19 protein-coding genes are annotated in these 23,861 nt (G+C 71.2%); 5 read left to right on the forward strand and 14 right to left on the reverse strand.

Features of this window, described 5'->3' with window-relative positions; genetic code table 11:
• The first annotated feature begins 21 nt into the window (after nt 1-21).
• Nucleotides 22-399: a hypothetical protein gene (locus tag ACIBM5_RS31665; RefSeq protein WP_396010004.1), complete on the forward strand. Its 378-nt coding sequence runs from the start codon at nt 22-24 to the stop codon at nt 397-399.
• On the opposite strand, the gene ACIBM5_RS31670 is transcribed toward ACIBM5_RS31665, so the two are convergent.
• From ACIBM5_RS31670 to ACIBM5_RS31695, 6 genes are all read right to left on the reverse strand, one after another.
• Entirely contained in the window at nt 396-2,486 is a 2,091-nt protein-coding gene (locus ACIBM5_RS31670; RefSeq protein WP_396010006.1) for a hypothetical protein, read from the reverse strand. The genes ACIBM5_RS31665 and ACIBM5_RS31670 overlap by 4 nt on opposite strands.
• A 486-nt stretch (nt 2,487-2,972) precedes the next feature.
• Nucleotides 2,973-3,461 (reverse strand): hypothetical protein, encoded by a 489-nt coding sequence (locus tag ACIBM5_RS31675; RefSeq protein WP_396010007.1) that lies wholly within the window; start codon nt 3,459-3,461, stop codon nt 2,973-2,975.
• 384 nt (nt 3,462-3,845) lie between these two features.
• The gene (locus tag ACIBM5_RS31680; RefSeq protein WP_396010008.1) at nt 3,846-5,495 is read right to left on the reverse strand and encodes an ABC transporter ATP-binding protein; all 1,650 of its coding nucleotides are present in this window, start codon (nt 5,493-5,495) and stop codon (nt 3,846-3,848) included.
• Entirely contained in the window at nt 5,492-6,358 is an 867-nt protein-coding gene (locus ACIBM5_RS31685) for an ABC transporter permease subunit (protein WP_396010009.1), read from the reverse strand. Before ACIBM5_RS31685 ends, ACIBM5_RS31680 begins: the two co-directional genes overlap by 4 nt.
• Complete coding sequence (locus ACIBM5_RS31690; protein ID WP_396010010.1) at nt 6,355-7,407, reverse strand: ABC transporter permease; 1,053 nt, start codon at nt 7,405-7,407, stop codon at nt 6,355-6,357. Before ACIBM5_RS31690 ends, ACIBM5_RS31685 begins: the two co-directional genes overlap by 4 nt.
• Nucleotides 7,395-8,939: an ABC transporter substrate-binding protein gene (locus ACIBM5_RS31695; protein WP_396010011.1), complete on the reverse strand. Its 1,545-nt coding sequence runs from the start codon at nt 8,937-8,939 to the stop codon at nt 7,395-7,397. Before ACIBM5_RS31695 ends, ACIBM5_RS31690 begins: the two co-directional genes overlap by 13 nt.
• A 185-nt stretch (nt 8,940-9,124) precedes the next feature.
• Between ACIBM5_RS31695 and ACIBM5_RS31700 the strand changes: the two genes are divergently transcribed.
• Both ACIBM5_RS31700 and ACIBM5_RS31705 read left to right on the forward strand, forming a co-directional pair.
• Nucleotides 9,125-10,567 (forward strand): MATE family efflux transporter, encoded by a 1,443-nt coding sequence (locus ACIBM5_RS31700; protein WP_396010012.1) that lies wholly within the window; start codon nt 9,125-9,127, stop codon nt 10,565-10,567.
• Between the two features lie 338 nt (nt 10,568-10,905).
• Entirely contained in the window at nt 10,906-11,223 is a 318-nt protein-coding gene (locus ACIBM5_RS31705) for a hypothetical protein (RefSeq protein WP_396010013.1), read from the forward strand.
• 164 nt (nt 11,224-11,387) lie between these two features.
• Here ACIBM5_RS31705 and ACIBM5_RS31710 read toward each other — a convergent pair whose 3' ends face one another.
• Nucleotides 11,388-11,984: a TetR/AcrR family transcriptional regulator gene (locus ACIBM5_RS31710; RefSeq protein WP_396010014.1), complete on the reverse strand. Its 597-nt coding sequence runs from the start codon at nt 11,982-11,984 to the stop codon at nt 11,388-11,390.
• 202 nt (nt 11,985-12,186) lie between these two features.
• Between ACIBM5_RS31710 and ACIBM5_RS31715 the strand changes: the two genes are divergently transcribed.
• Nucleotides 12,187-12,936 (forward strand): alpha/beta fold hydrolase, encoded by a 750-nt coding sequence (locus tag ACIBM5_RS31715; protein WP_396010016.1) that lies wholly within the window; start codon nt 12,187-12,189, stop codon nt 12,934-12,936.
• A gap of 534 nt (nt 12,937-13,470) precedes the next feature.
• Here ACIBM5_RS31715 and ACIBM5_RS31720 read toward each other — a convergent pair.
• Nucleotides 13,471-13,893, reverse strand: coding sequence for a hypothetical protein (locus ACIBM5_RS31720; RefSeq protein WP_396010017.1), 423 nt, complete (start codon nt 13,891-13,893; stop codon nt 13,471-13,473).
• 81 nt (nt 13,894-13,974) lie between these two features.
• Here ACIBM5_RS31720 and ACIBM5_RS31725 point away from each other — a divergent pair, with 81 nt between their 5' ends.
• On the forward strand, nt 13,975-14,385 hold the full coding sequence (locus ACIBM5_RS31725; protein ID WP_396010018.1) for a helix-turn-helix domain-containing protein: 411 nt from the start codon (nt 13,975-13,977) through the stop codon (nt 14,383-14,385).
• Nucleotides 14,386-14,488: 103 nt separating this feature from the next.
• Here ACIBM5_RS31725 and ACIBM5_RS31730 read toward each other — a convergent pair whose 3' ends face one another.
• The 6 genes from ACIBM5_RS31730 to ACIBM5_RS31755 all read right to left on the reverse strand — a co-directional run bounded on the left by ACIBM5_RS31730 (nt 14,489) and on the right by ACIBM5_RS31755 (nt 23,816).
• Entirely contained in the window at nt 14,489-17,536 is a 3,048-nt protein-coding gene (locus ACIBM5_RS31730) for an alpha-mannosidase (protein ID WP_396010019.1), read from the reverse strand.
• A 79-nt stretch (nt 17,537-17,615) separates the two neighbouring features.
• Nucleotides 17,616-18,938 (reverse strand): glycosyl hydrolase, encoded by a 1,323-nt coding sequence (locus ACIBM5_RS31735; RefSeq protein WP_396010020.1) that lies wholly within the window; start codon nt 18,936-18,938, stop codon nt 17,616-17,618.
• A gap of 75 nt (nt 18,939-19,013) precedes the next feature.
• Nucleotides 19,014-19,817, reverse strand: coding sequence for a carbohydrate ABC transporter permease (locus ACIBM5_RS31740; protein WP_396010021.1), 804 nt, complete (start codon nt 19,815-19,817; stop codon nt 19,014-19,016).
• A 170-nt stretch (nt 19,818-19,987) separates the two neighbouring features.
• Nucleotides 19,988-20,863 (reverse strand): carbohydrate ABC transporter permease, encoded by an 876-nt coding sequence (locus ACIBM5_RS31745; protein WP_396010023.1) that lies wholly within the window; start codon nt 20,861-20,863, stop codon nt 19,988-19,990.
• 72 nt (nt 20,864-20,935) lie between these two features.
• Nucleotides 20,936-22,234, reverse strand: coding sequence for an ABC transporter substrate-binding protein (locus ACIBM5_RS31750; RefSeq protein WP_396010025.1), 1,299 nt, complete (start codon nt 22,232-22,234; stop codon nt 20,936-20,938).
• Between the two features lie 487 nt (nt 22,235-22,721).
• On the reverse strand, nt 22,722-23,816 hold the full coding sequence (locus ACIBM5_RS31755; protein ID WP_396010026.1) for a LacI family DNA-binding transcriptional regulator: 1,095 nt from the start codon (nt 23,814-23,816) through the stop codon (nt 22,722-22,724).
• Between the last annotated feature and the right edge of the window lie 45 nt (nt 23,817-23,861).

Consider the following 23,861-nt stretch of genomic DNA (forward strand, 5'->3'; position numbering starts at 1 on the left):
GGGATGCGCAAACCGGCGAAGATGCCGCAGAGCGCGGAGGTGCTGGTGCGCACCGAGGCGCTCGCCGAACCCCCCGCGCCCGCATGGGCGGAGCAGGCCGCGGCCGAACTCCCGGGGTTGAACGTGGTGGTGGCCGCCCTGGACGAGGGCAGGCATCTCGTGCGGCTGCGGGACGGGAGCCTGTGGGAGGCGTGCGCGGTGCGTACGTGGGGGACGAACCGGCCGTGGTTGGATCCCGTCGTTCTGGGATCCGCGGTCCATCTGTGGCTGGCCGGCGGAGGCGACACCTCGGCATTGCACCGGGGGATCCGGGTGCGAACGAGCGACCGCGAGGTCCACGTCGCCTTCACCGAGGGATCACCGGAGTGGAGCGCCCCCTGGCGCCGCGCCCGGCACTAGCTGCGGTCGGGGGCCGTGTCGGGCCGCCCTACTCCCAGTTCCCGGTACAGCACGCGTAGCCGTTCGCGTCCGGCACTTTCGACGTCGGCGGCGTGCGTCTGCGCGGCGATGTCGACCAGCGCCTCGAGCGCCTGGGCCTCCTTCGCGTACAGCCCCAGCTCCGAGGCCGTGCGGACGGCGTCGGACAGGCAGGTGATCGCCTCGTCCACTGCTCCCAGGCCCCGGTAGGCCTGTCCCCGCACGAGATCGATGCGGGGACGCATGGCGTGGTCGCCGGTCGCCTCGGCCTTCGCGGCGGCCTCGTCGAGCAGGGTCAGCGCCTCGTCGTATCGCGTGGCGGCGATCAGGGCCTGCCCGAGGTTGTAGCTCTGGACCAGGACCCCGTGGGTGTCTCCGACGTTGGCCTCCCGGGCCCGGGTGAACAGGGCCACCGCCTTCTCGGGCCTGTCGCCTGCGAGTTCCAGCAGGCCCCGGGTCTCCCATACGACGCCGCTCAGGCGTGCGTCGTCCACCACGCCCAGGAGGTCTTCGGCGCCGCGCAGTTCCGTCTCGGCCCGGTCGTAGTCCCGCAACTCGTGGAACGCGCGGGCGAGTTGGTTCCGCATCCGCACCTCGGCGTCGGGTCGCCCCTCCCATTGCGCCGCCGCGATGCCCAGTTGGTGGGACTCGATCCAATCGGCGTAGTGCTTTCGGCTGTGATACAGCGCCCAGAGCGACTCGCACAGGCGCCACACGGCGTCGTGCCATCCCCGCTCGGCCGCCGCGCGCAGGACCGCGAGCAGGTTGGAGCGCTCGTCGTCCAACCACGTCAGGGCCTCGGCACGGCCGGGAAAGGACGGACGAGGCACCGGCGCCGTGGTGGACGGCGGCTCGGGTGCGGTACCGAGTCGGAGGCGCGGCCCCAGCACGAGGCGGTCCGCCGCATCGGCCGTGACCCGGTAGAACTCCACGATGCGGCGCAGCACCGTCTCCCGGGCCGGCTCCGGATCGCTCCGGCCGCATCGGCGGGCATGGACGCGCGCGACGTCGTGGAAGCGATATCGGGAGCCGTCCTCCTCGATCTCCTCGACCAGGTGGGCGTCCCACAGGTCGTCGAGCGCCGCGGCGTCGTCTTCACCGGCCGCGGCGATGGCCAGCGCGGAGGTGAAGGTGGGGCCCGGGTGGATGCCCAGGACCCGGTAGAGGCGCTGCGCCGTGGGGGAGAAACTGGAGTAGACGGCGTCGAATGCCCGGTCCACGCCCGCCCCTTCCGGACCGGTCAGGGCGTCCAGCCCCGTGTGTTCGTCGGCGAGTTCGGCCAGGACGCGGTGCACGCTCAGCCGGCGGCGCGCGATCAGTCGTGCTCCCACGGCCCGCAGGGCGAGCGGCAGGCCACCGCACAGTCGTACCATTTCGGCGAGTTCGGCGTCCGCCGCCCGGCTCTCGCCCAGCCATCGGCGAACCAGGTCCGATCCGGCGGTCACGCCCAGGGGGTCCAGGGGGACGGGGCGGGCCCCGTCCAGGATCAACGCGCCGATACGGTTGCGGCTGGTGGCGATCACCATGCCCGAAGCCGGTAGGAGTGCACGGACCTCGGCGGCGTGGTCGACGTTGTCGACGAACACCAGCAGGCGACGTCCCGCGGTCACGGACCGGAACAGGGCGGCCCGCCCACCCGGGGTCGGCGGAATCCGCGACTCGTGGACACCGAGGGAACGCAGGAACGTACCCAGGACACCCCCGACGTCGATCGCCCCCTCGTAGCGGCTCTGTCCGAGGTCGGCGTACAGCTGCCCGTCGGGAAAACGCGCCGCGGCCAGCCAAGCCCAATGCGCGCCCAACGCGGTCTTGCCGACCCCGCCGAGGCCGGTGAGTACGGCCACCACGGGCCCGGGCCCGTCCATGGCATGTGCCACGAACTCCTCCAGGAGCGCGAGTTCGGCGACCCGGTTGACGAAATCCCGATGCGAGGGGGGAACTTGGCGCGGTGTCGGCCACGACGCGAGTGCGGCGGTCGCGTTGTCGACGCCGACATCGTGGGCCCGGGGAACGTTGCCCGCGCTCGTGGAGGCGAACCCATCGCCCGTCGCGATTCCTTCGCCGGCCATCTCGTACATCTCCTCCCCGCCCCGAACACCCACCCGACGTCTCCCCCCACCCATGGACCGATCCGGCGGACCCGGAACCACCGCTTCACCACACATGCGACACCGGACACGTCACCTTCCCGCCCAGCCTGGTCACTGTGCGGGAGACCGCGCCGGCTCCGGAGCCGCGATCAGCCGGCGCAACCGCCGCGCCCAAGATACGGGAACTCCTCGCGCTCCCGTGGATCTCGGGCGCGACCGGGTGATCCCGAAGGCGGTGTCGGCCCCGCCGGTCGGGAATCCGGAGCCTGGTCGGGTCCGGGCTCGAAAGGGGGCCGCATCCGGCCGCCCCCGGCCGCCCGGTGCCGGCAGGAGTACCGATCCCGGCCGGCCCAACGCTCGGAGTCGACGCGTCCGAATCGAGCGCCGGTGCAGGCAGGCAAGTGCGCACGCGTTCGAGCAGTCCCGGATCCTCGGCCCGCATCGTTCCGCATCCCGCGATATCCCTCACACACGGCCCAGGGCAACTCGTGCGGCCTCGACGAAGCTCATCCTCGCACGCTCCAGATCGTCGAACGGTCGCCCCGCCCGCAGACCCTCGACCAGTTCCCGTGCCGTCCGCACCACGTCCGCGGGACCCTCCAACTGCACCGCGCCGAAAGCCCGTTGCAGAGTGGGAAAATCGGTCGCGCTCCCCGCGCCGGTCCGGTGCGACAGCAGGACGATCTCCGCGGCTTCGAGGAACTGCACATACGTCTGCCGGCGAATCTCCATGACCCGCACCGTTCGCTGCTCATCGAGCGTCGTGCGGACCGTGTCCAGCAGCGCGTCCGCCTGCCTCTCCCCCGCGTGCCGGGCCGCTTCGGCCTGCCTCTCGCCCGCGTGCCGCGCCGCGGCCGCCTGCCTGGCGCCCGCGCTACGCGCGAACCACCCGGTGATCACCCCGCCGGCAAGCGCCGAGCCCGCCCCGACCAACGCCAATCCCCACTCGCTCATGAAGCGCAATCCTCCCAGCCGGCGCCCGTTCCCACGGCAAGACGCGAGATCCCACTGAATGGGCCACCGCGTGCCGAACGCGACCGGCCTCCTGCTCATCTCGGTCACCGCGGCCGCGTACCTGTCGGCTACCTCCGGCGCAAGATCGCCCGCGAGGGTCGCGACCCGGCCGCGGGCTCGACCGGACCGTCCGGCGAGGGCGGCGGTCGGCCCGTGATCGAGACCGTGCGCGGGGTCGGATACCGGCTGGTCGTGTGCGACTGAGTCGCGGTGGTGGGACCGGGCCGGCGGCGGCCCGGGCGCGGGCGCGTGTCGTGCTCGGGTGCGACACGCGACACGCGACACGCGCCGCCTGCCCGACCGTGCGGCGGACCGCTCGGCGGGTCAGGACTCGCGGACAACCCCCGTGGTGTGGGCCAGGAGGGTCGCGGTGTCGCCGCGGGCCGTCAGTCGGCCGTCGGTGAGGACGTGCACCGTCCGGCTGTAGTCGGCGGCCAAGTGGTGGTCGTGGGTGACCAGGGCGAGTGCCGTTCCGCGTTCGGCGCACACGGTGCGCAGGAGGTCCATGACCGCGGTGGCGGTGTCGGGGTCGAGGGCGCTGGTGATCTCGTCGCACAGCAGGTAGTCGGGGTCCACGGCCAGGGCCCGCGCGATGGCGACGCGCTGGCGTTGGCCCCCGGACAGTTCGGCGGGGTAACGATCGGTGAAGGCGGCGGGCAGACCGACCACTTCGAGCAGTTCCACGACGCGTGCGGTGCGCACGCCGCGGGTGAGTCGGGTGTGCAGGGCCAGTGGGCGGGCGAGGGCGGCCCCGACGGTGCGGCTCGGGTTGAGGGTGGCGAGCGGGTTCTGCGGGATGAGTTGGATGCGGCGCTGCCGGTCGCGTCCGCGGCGGCGCACCGCCGGGCGCAGTGGCGCGCCGTCCAGGGTGAGTGTGCCGGAGTCGGGCACCGCGAGTCCGGCGAGCACGCGCAGCAGCGTGGTCTTCCCGGAGCCGGACGGGCCGACGATCGACACCGCGGCGCCGGCCGGGAGCGTGAGGTCCACGCCGTCCAGGGCCGGGCGGCGACCGCGGCCGGTGCCGAAGGCGACGGTGACCCGGTGGGCGGCGAGTGCGTGGTGCTCGGGCTCCCCGGTGGTGACGGGCTCGACAAGCGGACGCACGTCGGTGGGGGTTCGGGGGGCGGTGCGCTCGCCGAGTGGCTTCGCGTACGTCGGTGTCCGCACCGGCTTCGGGGCGGGCGGCTGCGCGGTCGTGCCGGGTGTACCCAGGACAATGGTGTCGTCGGCGCATGCCCCGACCAGTTCCGGGTCGTGGCAGGCCATCAGCACGGCGAGTCCGCGGGTGTCGGCGAGGTGGCGCAGGAGGTGGGCGATCTCGTCGCGCAGCGCGGGGTCGAGTCCCGCGGTGGGTTCGTCGAGCAACAGGAGCCGGGGGTTGCGGGCCAGCGCGCGGGCGAGCGCGACGCGGCGCTGCTGACCGCCGGACAGGGCACCGGGGCGACGGTCGGGCAACCCGCCGTCGAGGGGCAGTCGGCATTCGGCGAGGAGGGCTTCGACGGCCGGCCGGGTCCGGTCCCGGGCGGTCTCGGCGACGAGGCGGCGCACGCTCATGCGTGGGTTGAGCGCGGAGCCGGGATCCTGGCCGACGTAGGCGAGTTCGGTGCGGCGCAGCCGGTTCAGTGCGGCGCGGTCCAGCCGCAGCACGTCGTGGCCGAGGACGCGTGCGGTGCCGTCGGTGGTGGCGCCGGGCGGCAGGTGGCCGAGCAGGGCTTTGAGCAGTGTGGTCTTTCCGGAGCCGGACGCGCCGGTGAGCGCGGTGACGCGCCCCGCGTGCACGGTGGCGTCGGCCGGGTGCAGCAGGTGGGGGCCGCCGGGGAGGCGGATGCCGAGTGCGGTGATGGCGGCGACCACCGGGTCTGCGGCGTCGCCGTTCGTGGTGCTCCCGGCACCGTCGGCGGTGGCCGCGCGCGTGTCGTGGCGGGTGCCGTCGTCCGGCCCGGGTTCGGTACGGGTGGGGGTGGGCGGTCTCATGCCGAAGTCACCGCCTGGGTGCGGGGGGCCAGTACCGACGTGGCGAGATTGACGGTGATCGCGAGGAGGGCGATGGCGGCGCTGGGGGCCAGCACGGCCCACGGGTTGAGCAGGATGCCGGGGGCGTTCTCGCGGATCATCAGCGCCCAGTCGGCTTCCGGTGGTTGCGGGCCGATCTGGAGGAACGCGGCCGTGGAGATGATGTAGACGGCTTCCACGAAGCGCAGTCCGAACAGGGCCGTCACCGTGCCGCGGAGGTTGGGCAGCAGCTCGCGCACGGTGATGGAGAGGCTGGACTCGCCGCGCATCAGGGCGGCTTCGACATACCCCGCGGCGGCGAGCGGCGCCGCCGCCGCGGCTACCACGCGTACGGCGAACGGGGTGCCCAGGACGACGGCGGCGGTGATGACGGCCCAGCGTCCGCCGTCCGGCCAGGCCAGGGCGACGAGCATGATGCCCAGCACGGACGGCAGGAGGATGGCGACGTCGGCGGCGCGTTCGAGGATGCGGCCCGCGCGTGGGCGCAGCACCGCGAGGCAGCCGAGCAGGGCCGCGGCCGCGGTGACGGCGGCGCCGATGAGGAAGGCGCAGCCGATCAACTCGGTTCCGCCGTCCAGGAGTCGGGACCACACGTCGCGGCCGAGTTGGTCGCCACCGAGGAGGGCGCCGTCGCCGGCCGCGGCGTAGGTGGCGGTCACCGGGGCGTCGATGGTGTGCGGCGCGAGCCGTGGTCCGGCGAGGGCTGCGCCGAGGAAGAGGGCGGCCGGGAGGAGCGGGGGCAGCACACGGCGCGCGGCGCGGCGCCGGCCGGAGCGGGCGGGCACGGCTGCGGTGGTGTCGGTCGAGGTGTCGGCGGTGGTCATCGGCCGGCTCCCGCGGTCCTGGCCCGGACGAGGTCGGCGGCGAGGAGGACGAGGGTGATCGCGACACCCGCGAGGGCGACGGAGCCGGCGATCAACGAGGTGTCGCGGCCGGCGACCGCGCCGGCCAGGACGGTGCCGATGCCGGGGTAGTTGAAGAGGGTTTCGACGACGACGGCGCCGCCGAGGAGCATGCCGGTCGAGGTGGCGATGCCGGTGGCGATGACGGGGAGCGCGCCGGGCAGCGCGTGGCGCAGCAGGACGCGGCTGGTGGACAGGCCGTCCAGGCGGGCGGCTTCGACGTGGGGCGCGCCGTCCTGGTCGGCGAGGGCGCCGCGGACGATGCGGGTGTTCCAGCCGGTCTGTGGGACGGCGAGGGCGAGCACCGGCATGATCATCATGGTCCATTCGGCGGGTTTGCCGGACGCGTCGGCGACTGTAACCGCGGGCAGCCAGCCGGTCCACAGGGACAGGACCAGGACCAGGCCGGTCGCCAGGACGAAGTCGGGGATCGCGAACGCGGTCGTGGCGGTGTGGCCGATCACGCGGTCGGGGCGCGTGCCGGGGCGGGCGGCTGCCAGGCAGCCCAGTGCCAGGGACGCGGCGACCGTGAGGGCGAACGCCGCGCCCGCCAGGGCCAGGGTGTTGGGGAACGGGTCGCGCAACAGGTCGGCGACCTTCTCTCCGCGCGCGGAAGTGCCCAGGTCGCCGGTGGGCAGTCCGGTCATCCAGTCCGTGAAGCGCTCCCACAACGGCCGGTCCAGGCCGAGGTGTTCGCGCCGGGCGGCGATGTCGGCGGCGCTGTCGCCGCGCTCGGCCGACGCGGTGGCCGCGTCCCCCGGGAGGATCTCGACGGCGGCGAACACGACGGCCGACAGCGCGGCCAGCACCAGGATGCGGCGCAGCAGGACGGCGCCGGCGCGCAGCGCGGCCCGCCCGGCCCGCCCGGCCCGGCGCGCCCGGTCGGCGCCGAGGCGTGGTGCTACAGGCGGGCCCGCGGCGGCCGGGTCGGTGGACCCGGCCGCCGGCGCGCCAGGGGTCAGCGCAGCCACGTGCTCTGCAACTGCACGCGGCCGTATCCGGCCAGGGTGGGCAGGCCTTGGACCTTGCCGGCGGCGACGTCGATGCCGTCGGCCATACCCCACAGCAGGTAGCCGGAGCGCTCGTGCTGGATCTTCTGCACCTCGACGAGGGCTGCGGCGCGACCGGCCTCGTCGGGGGCGCCGACCGCGCGACGGTAGGCGTCGTCGAAGGCCGGGTCGGCGAACTGGGCCTCGTTCTGGCCGGCGTCGCCGACCATGAGCTTGGAGCCGAGGAAGAGCACCGAGTCGTTGGTGCCCCAGTACGTCGTGTACAAGGTGCCCTTCTGCCAGGTTTCGTCCCAGAACTTGCCGGACTCCTGCTTGACCACGTTGATCTTGATGCCGGCTTCGCGGGCGTGGTTGGCGAACAGCGTGGCGGACTCGGCGAGTCCGGAGATGTCCTCGGTGGTGATCAGGTCGTACGTCTTGCCCAGGTCGAAGTTCGCCTCGGTGAGGAGCTGCTTGGCGCGGGCCAGGTTGCGGGCGCGCTGGGGGATGTCGCGGGCGTAGCGCGGGTCGCCGGTGCCCATGATGTCGTTGGCGATGGTGCCGTAGCCGGACAGGACCTGCTTGACCATGGCGTCGCGGTCGACGACCAGGCGCAGGGCCTCGCGTACGCGCGGATCGGCGAACGGGCCGTCCTTGGCGCGCATGACGATCGGCATGGCCATGTCGTTCGGGCGGCGCACGACCCGCAGGTCCTTGCGGGTCTCGGCAGTGCGCGCGGCCACCGGGCCGACGTTGGAGGCCAGGTCGATCTGGCCGGCGAGGATCGCGTTGGACATCGCCTGCGCGGTCTCGAACATGGTGATCTCGACCGCGTCGAGGAGGACTTCGCCGCCGTACCACTTCTCGTTGCGGACCAGGCGGGCGTTGCCGTTGCGGTACCAGTCGAGTTTGAACGGACCGGTGCCGGGCGCCTTGTCGAGCGCGCCGTCCGGGGTGTCCTTCTTCAGGATGAAGCTGCTCAGCCGGGTCAGCAGCGGCAGTTCGGCGTTGGGGTAGTCGGACACCAGGACCACGGTGGTGTCACCGTCGGCGGTGATGTTGTCCGCCTGGATGCCGGGCAGGCGCGAGGCACCCGACTTGGTGTTGCGCAGGCGACGCAGCGACCAGACGACGTCGGCGGCGGTGACCGGGCTGCCGTCGTGGAAGAGGGCACCGGGGGCGACCTTGAAGCGCCAGGTCTTCAGGTCGGGGCCTGCCTCCCACGACGCGGCCAGGCGGGGCGCGGTGTTGGGTTGGGCGGCGGGCACCGTCAGCGTGTCGAACACCAGCGACAGGACCAGATAGTCGCTCTCGTTGCTCTGCGTGCCGTGCGGGTCGCGGGTGATCGCCCCGGCCCGGCCCAGCGCACCCACGCGGAGCGTGCCGCCCTTCTTCGGGGTGCCGCCCGTGGTCTGCGGTGCCGGGGCGTCGCCGCCCTGGGACGAGCAACCGACGAGGCTTGCGGCCCCCAGTCCCCCGCCGGCTATCAGCAGTTGACGTCTGTTCACGTACACGGTGCGTCCTCGTTCTCGAACCACAGCCACAGTTGATTAGGTGTGCCTATCCTAATTTTGCCCTGATGTGCAAGAGCGCAGACGCTAGGGCACCGTGTTCTCGGCCGCGCGGCCGACCGCGCCCGGGTGGCCGGGAGCCCGGCTGCTACGGTGCCCTGCCCGACCGCAAGGAGCCGCAGCACGCGATGTCCACGTCCTTCATACGCGACGGCCGCGCCTTGGCCGTGCTCGCGGTCCCACTGATCCTCACCCAGCTCGCCCAGGTCGCGCTGACCACCACCGACACCGTGATGATGGGCCTGCTCGGCACCGAGGAACTCGCCGCGGGCGGACTGGCGATCGTCGTGTTCAACCAGGTGCGCACCATGGGCGTGGGTCTGGTGACCTCCGTCGGCAACCAGGTCGCCGCGGCCGCGGCCCGGGCCGAGCGCGCCACCGACCCGGCGCCGACGACCGCACCGGAAACCGCGGACACCGCGGCCGCCGAAACCGGGGCTGCGGACGCCGCCCGCGAGGAGGTGCGCGGCGTCGTCCGCGCCGCCATGGCCCTCGCCACCGGCGCCGGCGTCGTGGGCGTGGTACTCATGCTCGCGGTCGGTCAGGCGCTTCCGTTGCTCGGCCAGGACGACGATGTCGCCCGCCGCGCGCAGCACATGCTCGCCGCCCTCGCCCCCGGCTTGCTGCCGTGTCTGTGGTTCCAAGTGGTGCGCCAGTTCACGGTCGGCCTGCGCCGCCCCCAGGCGCTGCTGCGGATCACGGTCGCTTCCGTCGCCGTCAACGCGGGACTGAACTGGGCCCTCGTGCACGGCACCTGGATCCTGCCCGAGGCAGGGCTGGTCGGAATCGGCGCCGCGACGTCCGGGGTCTACCTGCTGACGTTCCTCGCGCTGTACGCCGCAGTCCGTCGCGACCGCGAACTCGCGTCGCTGCTGGCCCTCAACCCCGCCGGGGCGGACCGTACCACCGTGCGGCGCCTGGTCGGATTGGGCGTGCCGATCGCCGCCACGTACGGCTCCGAGGCCGGGTTCTTCTTCTTCACCGCGCTGATGGCCGGATCGTTCGGACCCGCCGCGCTCGCCGCCCACACCGCGGTCAACCAACTCGTGTACATCGTCTTCCAGGTCGCCGTCGGCCTCTCCCACGCCGCGTCGATCAACGTCAGCCGCGAGATCGCCCTCGGTGACCACGCCCGCGCCCGCCGGCTGATGCGCACCGCGCTCGGGTGCGCGGCCTGCGTGATGGCCGCCGTCGCTGCCGCGTACCTGGCGGTGCCGCACCTGGTCCTCGCCCCGTTCCTGGACTCCACCTCCGAGGACGCCCTGACGATCGCCACGCGTCTGCTGATCGTCGCCGCCGTCCTGCAGTTCTTCGACTGCGCACAGAACATCGGCGTCGGCCTCCTGCGCGGCCTCGACGACACCCGGACCGGATTCCGCATGACACTCGTCGGCTACTGGGCGATCGGCCTGCCGGCGTCGTGCCTGTTCGCGTTCGGGTTCGGCGGGGACACCGTCGGCCTGTGGCTCGGCCTGCTCGCCGGACTCGCCGCCACCGCCGCGCTGCTCCTGCGCGCCTTCACCGCCGCCCTCGACCGCCGGGTCGCCGATCCGGCCGCCGCCGCGGCGTAGCCCGAACCGGTCGGTCTCCGAAGCAGTCGTCGCGTCGTGGCAACCCGGGCGCGCCCGGCCCGCCCATCGTGCCCGACCGGGCATCTGCGGAAGGGAGTCCGGCGCTGCGGACGCACCGTCGCAGCGTGCGGCGGGGTGCGCCGGCGACGGTGCCCGGCCCTGTATCGGACCAGGACGATGACCGCAGCATCGTCCTGGCCCGGTTCGTCGAGGGGCTCGGCCCCGAGGACGAAGCCGAGTTGCGGCGTCTGCTGGAGGGCGGCGGATGATCGTCCTGCTGCTGCTCCCTTGGCCCTGCCCTGGGTTCTGCCGCCCTGGCCCGCCGAACCGTTGACCGGATGCGGCCGCGCATCACGCTGTGGTCGGTCACCGCGGCCTCGACCGCGCCGGCCGCCCTGGTCGTGGCGTGTCTGGGCGTCCTGCTGCCCTTGGCGCTGGCGGCGCCCGCACCGGCCTCCGCCGCAGACCTGACCCAACCGCTGCGGACCGGGCCCCGGTTGCCGGCGCCCGTCGTCGGTGCCCCTGCCGCGCGTCGGCCTCGACGACCGCCCGGAACGGCGAGCGCGACCGAGTACCGCGAGCATCTACCCCGCATCGCCCCCACGCGAACAGGCGGCCGGAAACGGGACCGCCAGGCCGGGCCGGCGTCCCGGTGAGGCGAGACCCGTAGCGTCGGTCTCCGGCTCCATAGCGGCTGAACGTGCCGTGCGCGCTGGTCCTACGGCTGAACTCATCGCGCCGGCCGGAGGCCGGGACACTCCGGCCGCGCGGACGGCGCGTCGGTTCACGGATCCCGGCGTCGCGGGTCTCGTGGCAGGTTTCAGCCCAGGGGACTTCGGGTGGCGGCCGACAGCAGGGTCAGCGCGGCCTGTCGGGCGTGTGTCCCCGCGGCTGCCGCGTCGTGGTGTGCGGCGACGGCGGTCGCTCCTTCGACCAACATGAGCCACTGCCGTCCCAGCGTGTGGGGATCGGCGGTCCCGGCGCGTTCGGCGATGCCGGTCAGCAGTTCCAGGTAGCCGTCCAGGTGGTGCGCGGTGATGGTCAAGACGGCTTCGTTGCGGTGCTGGGCGGCCGCGTTCAACATCGCGCAGCCGCGGAAGTCCGGGGACTCGTACCACTCCTGGAGAGAGTCGAATACTGCGGAGAGCTGGTCGGCGGGGTCCGGGCCTGCTGCTGCGGCGGCCTCGATCAGCCATCGGGTGACCCGTTCGCTCCGGGCCTCCAGCGCGGCGTTGACCAGGCCGTCCTTGGTGCCGAAGTGCCGGTAGAGCGTCTCCTTGGAGATGCCGAGGCGCGTGCACAGTTCGGCGACGCCGATGCCGTCGATGCCGCGCTCGTACAGCACCGGGGTGGCTGCGTCCAGGATGGCGGCGCGGGTGCGCCCCGGGTCGATGGTCGAGCCTTTGGGGACTGGCATGACCAGGATGGTACCGGGCGGTTCGATCGCCTGCTAGGGTCCAGGGATAGTACCGATCGGTTCTATCTCAGGAGTCTCCTCATGCCGGGTCGCCGTGAAACCGCGATCCCGTGCGCCGCGGCGGCCCACCTCGCCGCTGCCGGACACGGACACCGCGCAGCGGCCGGGCCCGAACGGGCCACCGCCACGCCACAGGCTTGACATGACGCTCTCCACACCGACCCGACAGAACAGGAACACCACGATGGCCGACTTCGTCCTCATCCCCGGCATGTGCCACGGCGGCTGGTGCTTCGCGGAACTCACCGACGAACTGCGCGCTCACGGACACACCGTGCACCCCCTGACCCTGACCGGCATCAGTGAACGCAGCCACGTACATCCCGGCACGGTCAACCTCGACACCCACATCCAGGACGTCACCGCCGTCCTGGAGGTCGAGAACATCCGCGACGCGGTACTGGTCGGCCACAGCTACGGCGGCATGGTGATCACCGGCGCCGCAGACCGCGCCGCCGAGCGCGTCCGCTCACTGGTGTACGTGGACGCCATGGTCCCCGGGCACGGCGACTCCTGCTGGTCCCTGGTCACCGAGCAGGAACGACGTTGGTACATGGACGTGGTGGACTCCGGCCACGCGGTCCGGCCGCTGCCGTTCTTCGACCCGCGCGCCACCCCCCATCCCCTCGCGTCGCTGTTGCAACCGCTCCGCCTCGCCGGGGACTTCACCCACATCCGGCGCCGCACCTACGTCTACGCGGCCGGATGGGACGGGCCGTCCCCGTTCACCCCCATCTATGAGCGGCTCCGAGACAATCCCGCCTGGAAGACACACGCGCTGGCCGGCGGCCACAACCTCATGCGCGACGCACCTCGGGACCTGGCCCGCATCCTGCTCGAAGCCACCGAACACGCCGACCACGCCGACCACGCGCAGACGCCGGAGCAATAGCACCGCCGAAACCCGCCGACTCGGATGGCCCCAACGGGCATTCGCGTAACCCACCACGGCCGCAACAGCTGATTCCTCATGGCCTGTCGGGGCGCCGGATGAGCCCGAAGCGGCGGCGGGTGTCTCCGCGTACACCGCAACCGTGTTCCCGCCCCACAACATCCGCCGGGCGGGCACCACGGGGTGACCCCAAAGGGAAGCCGAGTGCTCCTGCGTCCAGCGTCGAACTGCCGCCACGCCTCCGGCGACGGCGACGGGGACGGCCGCACCCATGCCGCCCCGGGCGTCACGACCAGTCCGGGTGCATCGGGCGGGGTTCGGGCGCGGACCAACCGCGACGCGGTTGGGGTGCGATCCGGAACGAACGTTCGCTGAGCGTCGGTGCCCTCGATGTTCGGATCGCCCCTGCCCGGCAGCCCCCGAAGGCGCGGGCTCCCCTGTTACGGCCCGACACGCAAGGATCCGCCGGAAGTGTTCGGCGGGTGGCCTCGTCGCCGATCGGAACGGGACCGGTTCGCCGGCCCGTTCTCGCACTCAACCCGACTCCGCAGTGATCCACGCCAGAACGTCCTGGAGTCGGCGGACGGCGTCCTCCGCCTCCGCGTATTCCTCCGCACTCGCGAGGACGGTGCCGAAACTGCCCCCACCGTCGGCGGACAGTGCGCGCCAGCGCAGCACCGGTTCGAGCGCGTTGATCGCACCGGAAAGGAACCACGCCATCCGGCCGTGAGTACGAGCGAGACAGATCGCCAACACGGCGAGCGTTTCCCGTAGATGCTCGAGCCGGTCGATCCGGGGCAGAGCTTCCTGGACGTCCGGCGGGCCGACGACCTCGCGCAAGTCGGACTCGGCCTTCAGGGCGAGAACACGGTCGCTCGATGTCAGTTCCCACGTCCGGTCCCGGATCTGCTGCTCGGCTTCCTCGGCCAGTACCGCGACGATCCTTCGCATGTCCATGCGGCCGACTTTACCGAGGTTCCCGAGTCCGATTGACGGTGTGTCATATATGGACATAAACGTTGTATGGGGAATTCGGGAATGCCTCGGGCAGAGCGAGAGCGCCGCGAGAAGTTGCGGTCGCGGGCGGCCGGCTGGTTCGCGGAGGGCGTGTCGCACGCCAAGGTCGCGCGTCGCTCGGGTGTGTCGCCGCAGGCGCTGTCGACGTGGCGTCGAAGGTGGGCGGACAAAGGGGCGGACGCGTTGCGCTCCGTCGGCCCTCCGGGTGCCCACAGACGGGTGCCGGACGAGCGGTTCGCCGAGGTCGCGACGGCGTGTGCCCGGGGGCCAGGTCGCCACGACTGTGATGCCGCGTTCTCGACGACCATTGCGGGTCGTGACTCGTGGCGCGGCACGGCACAAAACGGCATGGCACGACACGGCACGACACGGCACGGCCCAAAACGGCACGACACGGCACGGCACGGCAGCGAAGACATATCCGGTGGATGACGGCTTCGCGCAGCCGGCTTGCCCCGGGTCACGGTTTTCCCGGCCCGTCGAGGGGCGGGCCGTCGAGCCGGACGCTCAGGGGGCTGTCCGGCTCGACGGCGGTTCAGGCACCGGTCGAGCGGCGGGTGAATCGCAGGGTGACCAGCTCGAAGGGGCGCAATTTCAGGCGGATGGCGCCATCCGCCACGAGTTCGGGTCCCTCACTGTCGGCGACCGGGCGCTCCAACAGGTCGCAGACGGCGACGCCGGCGTGGGGGAATCCCGCCGTCAGACGCGTTTCGGCCCGGCCTCCTCGGGTCTCGTAGACCCGCACGACGACGTCGCCGCTCTTGTCGTCGGCGAGCTTGACGGCGCTGACGATCACGGCGTCGTTGTCCATATCCACCAGCGGTGCGACCTCCGTGTCGCCCGCTTTGCGGCGCTCGGGCAGGTTGATCGCCCAACCCTCGCGGACGGCGTCGCCGATGACGGCGCCGGGTACCAGCGCGTGCCGGAAGCGGTGCGTTCCCTGGTCGGTCTCCGGGTCGGGGAAACGCGGCGCGCGCAGGAGCGAGGCACGCACCGTGGTGGTGGTGCCGTGGTCCTCACGCACGGTCCGGGTGACGTCGTGGCCGTAGGTGGAGTCGTTGACCAGTGCCACGCCCCAACCCGGTTCGTCGAAATGCAGGAAGCGGTGGTTGCACGCCTCGAATTTGGCGTGCTCCCAGCTCGTGTTGGTGTGTGTCGGTCGGTAGAGGTGCCCGAACTGCGTCTCGGAGGCGTAGCGTTCGGCGTGGATGTCGAGGGGGAACGCCAGCTTGAGGAACTTCTCGGTCTCGTGCCAGTCGACCTCGGTCTCGATGTCCAGGCGTTTGGCCCCGGCGGTGAGCGTGAGCGTCTGGACGGCCTTCGAGGATCCGAACGAACGGTCCACACGGACCGTGACGGCCTCTTCCGTGTCCAGGGTGACCGTCACCTCGTCGGCGTCGGTCAGGTCGGTCACGGTGTTCCGGTAGAACTTGTCGACGTCCCACGCGTCCCACATGTTCGGGAAGTCCGGGTGCAGTTGCAGCAGGTTGCCGGGCTGTCCGGGAGCCAGCGACTCGCGCCCGGCGGCGATGTCGTGGACCGACGTGACCAGTCCGCGCTGGTCCACGGTCACTCGGATCAGTCCGTTGTCCAGCACGAATCCGCCGTCGTCCCGGGTCGAGAGGCTGCACCCGGCCGACCTGCCCGCGGGCCGGCCGCCGGCTCCGGGGGCGACACCGCCTCGTGTGTGCGGTGCGGCGTTGAACACGATGACGCCGCCGGCGGCCGGATCGCCGGCCAACGCGCACTGTGCCGCATCGATGATGGTGTCGAGTTCGGCGGCGACCACCGCGTATGTCGCCTCGGCCTCGCGGTGCACCCACGCGATCGACGAGCCCGGCAGAATGTCATGGAACTGATGCAGCAGCACCGTTTTCCAGATTCGGTCCAGAGCCTCGTACGGGTAGGCGTGACCGGTTCGTACCGCGGCGGTCGCGGCCCACAGTTCGGCCTCGTGCAGCAGGTGTTCGCTGCGTCGGTTGCCCTGCTTGGTCTTGGCCTGGCTGGTCAGTGTCGCGCGGTGCAGTTCCAGGTACAGTTCGCCGACCCACACCGGCGGGTTCGCGTACTCGGCCTCCGCTTTGGCGAAGAAGTCCGCGGGTTTTTCCCAGACGACCTTCGCGGACCCCTCCAGGTCACGCATCCGAGCGGCTTTCGCGATCATCTCCCGGGTGGTGCCGCCCCCGCCGTCGCCCCAGCCGGTCGGGGCCATCGAGTGCGTGGCGACGCCCTTGTCCTTGAAGTTGCGTGCGGCGTGGGCTATTTCGCGGCCGTGCATCGAGCAGTTGTAGGTGTCGATCGGCGGGAAGTGCGTGAAGATGCGTGTTCCGTCGATTCCCTCCCACAGGAACGTGTGGTGGGGGAACTTGTTGATCTGGCTCCATGAGATCTTTTGTGTCAGCAGCCATTTGCTGCCTGCGGCCTTGATGATCTGCGGCAGTCCGCCCGCGAACCCGAACGTGTCCGGCAGCCATACCTCGTCGTTCTCGATGCCGAACTCGTCCAGGAAGAATCGTTTGCCGTGCACGAACTGCCGCGCCATGGCCTCGGAGCCGGGCATGTTCGTGTCCGACTCGACCCACATGCCACCGGTCGGCACGAAACGGCCGGCGGCGACCGCCTTCTTCACGCGGTCGTACACCTCCGGCCGGTGCACCTTGACGAACTCGTACTGGGCGGCCTGCGACATCGTGTAGACGAAGTCCGGTTCGTCATCCAGCAGTGCGGTCATGTTCGCTGTCGTCCGGGCGACCTTGCGGACCGTCTCCCGCAGCGGCCACAACCAGGCCGAGTCGATGTGCGCGTGCCCCACCGCGCTCAGTCGGTGCGCCGACGCGGTGGCCGGCACGGACAGGACCCCCGCGAGCTGCGACCGCGCCGCGGCGGCCGTGCCGTTCACCTCCTGCAGATCGATCGCGTCCAACGACCGCTCGATCGCCCGCAGGATTTCGTATCGGCGCCCGGAGTCCTCGGGCAGTTCCGCCATGAGTTCACCGAGCACCTCGAGATCCTGCACCAGATTCCATACGTCCTCGTCGAACACCGCGAGGTCCATCCGCTGCAGCCGATACTGCGGCTCGTCCCCGGAGGTCTCCTTCTCGCCGAGCGGGGTCGGCAGGAAGGGATGGTAATCGAGCACGACCGGGTTGGAGGCGGCCTCGACATGCAGCAACACCTCTTCCCCACCGACCGCCGGGGCAGCGATCCGTACCCACTGATTGCGCGGATTGAGGCCCTTGACCGGGGTACCGTCCGGCCGGTAGACGAGGCCCTCGCACTGGAATCCGGGCATGTTCTTGTCGAAGCCCAGATCGATCAGCGCCTCGACGGTCTTCCCGGCCCATGCGGCGGGCACGGTCCCGGAGACCGTCAGCCAGCTCGTCCCCCACGGCGCGCCCCACTGCGCCCCGGTCTCGATGGGTGTTCGCGGTGCGGCCAGCCCCTCGGCCACCGGCACCGGCTCTCCGGGCGCGACCCAGATGCCGACCCGGAGAGGCACCGACTCCGGGTAGATCGCGGGTATGACGCGCTCCTCCAGGACGCGCTTGAGGCGGCTTTCGATCAAAGACCGGTCGTCATGCATCGCTGCGTCTCCAAATTCGGTGGCGGCTGTGTGGTGGGTACTGGGCGGGCAGGAACGTTCGGCGGCGGGTCGGCAAGGGTCACCGTGCCGTGACGTCGCCCACCCTCACAATCTCGGTGATCCCTCGGGTGTCCAGGTAGTTCCGATCCCCGACACGCTCGGCCAGCACGGTGGCGGGCCGCACGCCGTCTCCGGCCAGGCGCATGAACGCCTCGAAGTACGCGCCGCCGGGGCCGCAGGTCGAGCGCGCGGTCACGGTGTCGGGGAGGTCGAGGACGAGGGCGGTGGTACGCGGCTGCGGCTGGTGGCCGCGCCGGCGCACCTCGTCGACGATCTTGGCGATCTCCAGACCGGCCGGCTTCGGCTCCCGGTGGTGCGTCAGCAGTCCGAGGCTGTATTCCACCTCGGGAAAGTCCGCCAGCGCGCGATCGATGTCGTGCGAGCACCACCACGTGACACCCCACAGGTCTTCGCAGTCCAGGGCGTTCTCGATGGTCTTGCGGGTGAAGTCGGCGGCATCCGCGGCCGCTATGTGAGGCGCCGGGGCGCCGACCTCCTGCAGCCACACCGGCCGGTGCGCACCGGCCGACCATGCCTTCGACAATTCGATCAGGTACGCGGCGTGCTGGTCGGACGCCGTCGACTTCGCGCCGTAGCGCTGCGCGGTTCCGTTGAAGACCCAGGAATGGACCGCCGTGGCGGCCCCGATGCGGGCCGAGTGGGCCGGGGTGAAGGGATGGTCGTCCAGGTACCAGGCCGCGTCGTAGGAGCAGTGCAGGTGGAACCGGCCCGGCGCTCCGGTTTCGCATGCCTCGAGCATGCGCTCCAACCATGCCGCGGCCTGCTCGGAGCTGATCCGGTCCGGGTCCGGGTGCGGGTCGCCGGAGAACTGGTTGGTCTCGTTGCCCAGCGTCATGCCGAGGAAGTTGGGACGGTCCGCCAGGGCCGCTGCCAGGGTCCGCAGATACTCCTCCTCGCCGGACAGCGCCTGCGGGTCGGTGAACATGTTGCGCCGGTGCCATGTCCGGAGCCACGAGGGTTCGAAGTCGAAGCTGGACAGATGTCCCTGGAGTCCGTCCACGCTCACGTCGAGTCCACGCTCGCCGGCCGCGTCCGCCAGCGCCACCAACTGCTCGACGGCACGCGGCCGGATCAGCGTCCGGTTCGGCTGGAACAGCGGCCACAGGGGGAAGACCCGGATGTGGTCCATCCCCAGCGCGGTGATCGAGTCCAGATCCGCGCGCACCACGTCCGGATCGAAGTCCAACCAGTGGTGGAACCAGCCGACGCTGGGGGTGTAGTTGACACCGAAGCGCGGTGTCGTCGAAGTGGCCGCGGGAGTCGGCGCGGTGGGGGCTGCGGGCCTTGCGGACCCTGGAAAGACGTGCCGGGACTCGGGCATGGGCGCGAAGCTTCCTCCGTGCAAGGGGCGGTATGGCCGCCGGGGTGATGGGCGAAAACCCGCGCGGTACCTGGCTCAGCCCTTCACGGCGCCCTCCCCGACGCCCTTGAAGAAGAGCCGTTGCAGGCAGACGAACAGGACGAGGATGGGCACCAGCGCGATCATCGCGCCGGCCGCGATGGTCCGCGGATCGGCGGAGAAGGTGCTTTTCAGATAGGACAGACCGACGGTGAGCGTCAGGTTGGACGGTGTCTGCAGGACCAGCAGCGGCCACAGGAAGTCGTCCCATGCGCCGATGAACGTCAGGATCGCGATCACGGCCAGCGTGCCCTTGACATTCGGCAGACCGACGAAACGGATCCGCTGCAGGACGGTCGCGCCGTCGATGACCGCGGCCTCGTCGATGTCCTGCGGGATCGACAGGAAGGCGTTCCGCATCAGCAGGACGTTCAGCGCGCCGATCATGCCGGGCAGGGCCACCCCCAGCAGCGAGTCCCCCAGGCCCAGGCGGGTGATGGTCTGGAACTGGGAGATGATCGTGACCTCGGCCGGAAGCAGCAGGGCGGACAGGAACAACCCGAACACCAGGCCCCGGCCCCGGAACCGCAGCCGAGCCAGGGCGAACCCCGCGAACGTGGCTCCGACCAGATTCCCGACCACGCAAAGGACGGCGACCACCAGGGAGTTGGCGGCGAAATGCCAGACCGGGATGGTACGGGCGACCTCGCCGTAGTTGTCGAACGTCGGGTGCTGCGGCAGGAACTGCGGCGTGGCCGCGTAGACGTCCTCGCTCTTGCTCTTGAGCGAGGTCGACAGCTCCCACAACAGCGGTCCGATGGTGATGGCCGTGGCGAACAGCAGTGTCGTGTAGCGGACCACCAGGCCGGCCGGGGTACTGCGGCCGAAGGCCCGTGAGCGCCGGCCCCGGTGGCGGCGGCCCGCGGGACCGGCGAACCGCGGGCGGCCCCCGGACCCGGTGGCACGGGCAACGACTGCGCCGCCGACGTGATCGGCGTGGTCCGCCCGATCCGCGTGTTCGTGGATGGTGCTCAGCGCTCTGCCCTCCGGTTGAGCAGGACCAGAACTGCCATCGGCCCGATGGTGATCACGAACAACAGGACGCTGAGCGCGGAGGCGTATCCCACCCGGCCGTCGCTGCCGGACACGGACTGCTGGATCAACATGACGACGGAGACGTCCCGGCCACCGACGCCCCCGGTCCTGCCGCCGAGGATGTACAGCTCGGTGAAGACCCGCATGGCCGACACCGTCACGAGCATCGATGCCAGCAGCATGGTGCCTCGGACCCCGGGGACGGTGACGGACCAGAACCGCCGCACCGGTCCCGCGCCGTCGACCGCCGCCGCCTCGTGCAGCTCGCGGCGCACGTGTCCCAGCGCCGACAGGTAGAGGATCATGTAGTAGCCGAGGCCCTTCCAGACCGTCAGGGCGATGGCGCTGAACAGCAGCAGCCACCTGCCGGTCAGGAACGGAATCGCGGAGTGGATCAGATCCGCCTGCTGCGCCAGTCCGTTGGCGATTCCGCGGTCGTCCAGGAGCCACTGCCAGATGAGCGCGACGACCACGGCCGAGGCGATGACGGGGAAGTACAGGACGGTTCTGAAGAACGCCATGAACGGCAGGTTCCGCTCCACCAGCAACGCGAGCAGCAGCGGCAGCAGGGTGAGCAGCGGAACGCAGACCGCTACGTAGACGAGGCAGTTGACGAGGGCGTCCCGCAACTGCGGGTCGTCCAGTATTCGGTGGTAGTTGCGCAATCCGACGAAGTGCCCGCCGGTCAGGGTGTGGACGTTGGTGAAGGACAGCACCCCGGTGTTGACCGCCGGCCACAGACTGAACAGGGCCAGGAACGCGAACGCGGGGAGAACCAGCAGCCATGGCGTGTACCAGCGGTGGGGCCTCATGATCTCCTCATGGGTCCGGGACCGCCGACGGGCAAGGGGAAGGCACCCGCCGACGGCGCACGGGGGCGGGTGTCAGTCGCTGAGCAGTTGGTTCGCCTTGGTGACGGCGTTGTCGAGCGCCTGCTTGGACGACTGCTTCCCGGTCATCGCGAGTGCGATCTGTTGGTTGAGGTAGGTGTTCATCGCGTCCGTCCACCCGGGGGGCGTGAAGTTCACGGCGCGCTGCATGCCCTGGTACGCGAGGGCCGTGGCGTCGCCTTGGGGTGTGCCGTCGCTCCTGCTGTACACCGGGTCGGCGGCCGCGGCGGCGGTGCCGGGAAGGTATCCCTGGGCCAGCTTGACGAAGGCCGTCTGGTTGGCGTTGTCCGTCACGAACCTGGCGAATGCCAGCGCCAGCGGCAGGTTCTTGCTCTTCGCGGCGACGGAGATGCCCTGCACGTACAGCGGTGGGGTGTCCAGGGACGGCGAGGGGACGACCTGCGCGGCGAGTGTGGGATTGCTCTGCGCGAGGCTGTTGATGTAGTTGCCGGCGCCCGTCGTCCACGCCACCTGCTGCTTGGAGAACAGCGTCGAGTTGCCCTCGTAGGTGTCGGTGAGCACGTTGGACGGCAGGTAGCCCGCTTCGAACGCCTTGGTGTACTGGTCCAGCATCGCGTGGGCGGCGGGGGTGCTGAAGTCGAACCGCTTCCCGTCCGCGGTCATCAGTTTCGTACCGGAGTTGACGATGTCGGAGAGGCCGGGCGAGCGGCTCATCAGGAAGTCCTTGCCGCCCGACTTGTCGTGCATGATCTTGGCCTGGGCGACCAGCTCCTCGAAGGTCTTCGGCGGCTTCGTCGGGTCGAGCCCGTTGCGGGTGAGCATGGTCTTGTTCCAGTAGCTGACATCCGTGCCGAGGTACCAGGGCAGTCCGTAGGTGGCGTTCGCGAAGTCGGGGAACGTGTAGGCGTCCAGGCCGCTCTTGACGTAGTCGGCGGAGAGCGTGGGCACGTTCTTGGTCAGGTCGAGCAGTGCGCCCACCTTGGCCATCGAATGCGCGATGTCGGGCGGCAGGTTGACGACGTCCGGGAGGCTGCCGCTGGTCACCTGGCTGCTGACCTTGGTCGAGTATCCGTCCCCCGGCTGGTCGATCCAGTTGATGGTGGTGCCGGGATGCTTGGTCTGGAAGTCCGCGATGAGCGCGGTGAAGTAGGGCGTGAACTTGTCGTTCTTCAGCGACCAGGTCTGGAACGTCACCGAGCCCTTGAGCGGGGCGTCCGTGGCGACGGTCTTGTGGTCGGCCTGCTTGTCGCCGCCGCCGACACCGCAACCGGCCAGGGGCAGCAGAACCGCGACTGCGGCGAGCGTCCCCGCGAACTTACGTCTGAAGTGCATGAGCGCCAACTTTCTCGTCGGACCGAAAGGGCGGTGCATGGGGATGCCGGGCGGTGCCCGAAAAACGCCGTGGAAAGCGCCGACCGCAACGGGGGCGCAGGATTTACAAGGCGAACCCGGAGGGAAACTAAAGCGCTATAGCCGGTGAACGAAACTATGGAACGACCCCGGAATGCGTGTCAAGACGCGGCGACGGAAGATCCCGTCTCGCCGACACGTTAAGACCACGCCGTGACGCGCGCGGGCAGCCCCGCTGATCGACGGGACGACGACCGGGCCCGTGGACCACGCCGTGACGCGCGCGGGCAGCCCCGCCGCGGGTTCCCGTCCCGGAACATGCGAAGCCCGTACGGCGAGGGGCCCGGGGATCGCGCCGATTCGGGGCGAGCCGATCCCCCGGCGGTCGCCGGATGCCCGGGGGCGGGCGCCGCGGGAGCGCCGATCGGGCCCCGGCGGGCGCAGGACCCGCGGCGGGCTCGGCCCAGCATCAACCGCGCGGTCGAACCCGCATGGTTCGGGGGGGCGTTGCCGTGCTGCCGCGGGCCACCAGGCTGGGCAGGGGGTCCGGGACCACGCTCGCCGGGCCGCCGTCCAGCAGGCGCAGGAGCTGTTCCGCCGCATGGCGGCCGTAGGCCGCGGTGTCGCGGACCAGGGAGGTCAGCGGCGGATGCGCGGTCCGGCACAGGACGGAGTCGTCCCAGGCGACGATGGACAGATCTCGTGGCACCACGAGCCCGCTCTCGACCGCGACCGCGAGGCCCGCCATGGCCAGTATGTCGTTGTCGTAGACGATCGCCGTCGGGGGCAGCGGTGCCTCCAGGGCCCTGCGGGTGGCCTCGGCGCCCTCGGCCTCGGAGTAGTCCGTGGGCACCGAGGTGACCTCGACCAGGCCGAGCCGGGCCGCCTCCGCCCGCAGCGACTCCACCCGGCGCCGGGTGTGCACCAGTGCGGGCAGGCCCGCGATGTGCAGGATCCGGTGATGACCGAGCCCGTGCAGGTGTCCGACGATCGATGCCATCGCGGCCGCGTCGTCCGCCCATACCGTGGAGATGCCCGAATAGGCGGGCGTGTGCGTGGCGAGCGTTCCGATGACGACGGCGGGCAGGCCGAGTTCGTCGAGCAGCCGCGGGCGCGGGTCGTCCAGTCTCGGGTCGACGACGAGCAGACCGTCCACCCGGCGCTCCGCCCACCACCGGCGGTAGACCGCGCACTCCTCGGCCACGTCCTCCACCACCTGGAAGAGCAGTCCCAGGTGGCGCACGGCGAGCGACTCCTGGATACCGGAGACGAGTTGCAGAAAGAAGGACTCCACTTCGAGCGTCCGCGCGGGCCGGGCCAGGACCAGGCCCACGGTGGCCGCGCCCTCGCCGGACAGGGCCCTGGCCGCGGTGCTGGCCCGCCAGCCGAGCTCCTCGGCCACTCGTCGAACCCGCTCACGGGTCGTCGGTGAGACCCCGGGACGGTCGTTGAGCGCGAAGGAGACCGCGCTCTCCGACACACCCGCCCGCCGGGCGATGTCCTTCATCGTGGGACGGCGGGCCGGCCTCCGCCGACCGGGCTCCGGCGGGTCCGTGGCATCCATGGCGCGAAGCCTACCCCAGCCGCTTCGCCCGGGTAATGCGCTTGA

The organism is Embleya sp. NPDC050493, from assembly GCF_044458105.1.
GTDB lineage: Bacteria > Actinomycetota > Actinomycetes > Streptomycetales > Streptomycetaceae > Embleya.

What these genes read in the sequence shown, in the direction of transcription:
- ACIBM5_RS31665 (WP_396010004.1), top strand. Translation starts at nt 22, where the DNA reads ATGCCGCAGAGCGCGGAGGTGCTGGTGCGCACCGAGGCGCTCGCCGAA.
- ACIBM5_RS31685 (WP_396010009.1), bottom strand. Translation starts at nt 6,358, where the DNA reads ATGACCACCGCCGACACCTCGACCGACACCACCGCAGCCGTGCCCGCC.
- ACIBM5_RS31670 (WP_396010006.1), bottom strand. Translation starts at nt 2,486, where the DNA reads ATGGCCGGCGAAGGAATCGCGACGGGCGATGGGTTCGCCTCCACGAGC.
- ACIBM5_RS31705 (WP_396010013.1), top strand. Translation starts at nt 10,906, where the DNA reads ATGCGGCCGCGCATCACGCTGTGGTCGGTCACCGCGGCCTCGACCGCG.
- ACIBM5_RS31700 (WP_396010012.1), top strand. Translation starts at nt 9,125, where the DNA reads ATGTCCACGTCCTTCATACGCGACGGCCGCGCCTTGGCCGTGCTCGCG.
- ACIBM5_RS31730 (WP_396010019.1), bottom strand. Translation starts at nt 17,536, where the DNA reads ATGCATGACGACCGGTCTTTGATCGAAAGCCGCCTCAAGCGCGTCCTG.
- ACIBM5_RS31755 (WP_396010026.1), bottom strand. Translation starts at nt 23,816, where the DNA reads ATGGATGCCACGGACCCGCCGGAGCCCGGTCGGCGGAGGCCGGCCCGC.
- ACIBM5_RS31720 (WP_396010017.1), bottom strand. Translation starts at nt 13,893, where the DNA reads ATGGACATGCGAAGGATCGTCGCGGTACTGGCCGAGGAAGCCGAGCAG.
- ACIBM5_RS31680 (WP_396010008.1), bottom strand. Translation starts at nt 5,495, where the DNA reads ATGAGACCGCCCACCCCCACCCGTACCGAACCCGGGCCGGACGACGGC.
- ACIBM5_RS31725 (WP_396010018.1), top strand. Translation starts at nt 13,975, where the DNA reads ATGCCTCGGGCAGAGCGAGAGCGCCGCGAGAAGTTGCGGTCGCGGGCG.
- ACIBM5_RS31710 (WP_396010014.1), bottom strand. Translation starts at nt 11,984, where the DNA reads ATGCCAGTCCCCAAAGGCTCGACCATCGACCCGGGGCGCACCCGCGCC.
- ACIBM5_RS31745 (WP_396010023.1), bottom strand. Translation starts at nt 20,863, where the DNA reads ATGAGGCCCCACCGCTGGTACACGCCATGGCTGCTGGTTCTCCCCGCG.
- ACIBM5_RS31750 (WP_396010025.1), bottom strand. Translation starts at nt 22,234, where the DNA reads ATGCACTTCAGACGTAAGTTCGCGGGGACGCTCGCCGCAGTCGCGGTT.
- ACIBM5_RS31735 (WP_396010020.1), bottom strand. Translation starts at nt 18,938, where the DNA reads ATGCCCGAGTCCCGGCACGTCTTTCCAGGGTCCGCAAGGCCCGCAGCC.
- ACIBM5_RS31675 (WP_396010007.1), bottom strand. Translation starts at nt 3,461, where the DNA reads ATGAGCGAGTGGGGATTGGCGTTGGTCGGGGCGGGCTCGGCGCTTGCC.
- ACIBM5_RS31715 (WP_396010016.1), top strand. Translation starts at nt 12,187, where the DNA reads ATGACGCTCTCCACACCGACCCGACAGAACAGGAACACCACGATGGCC.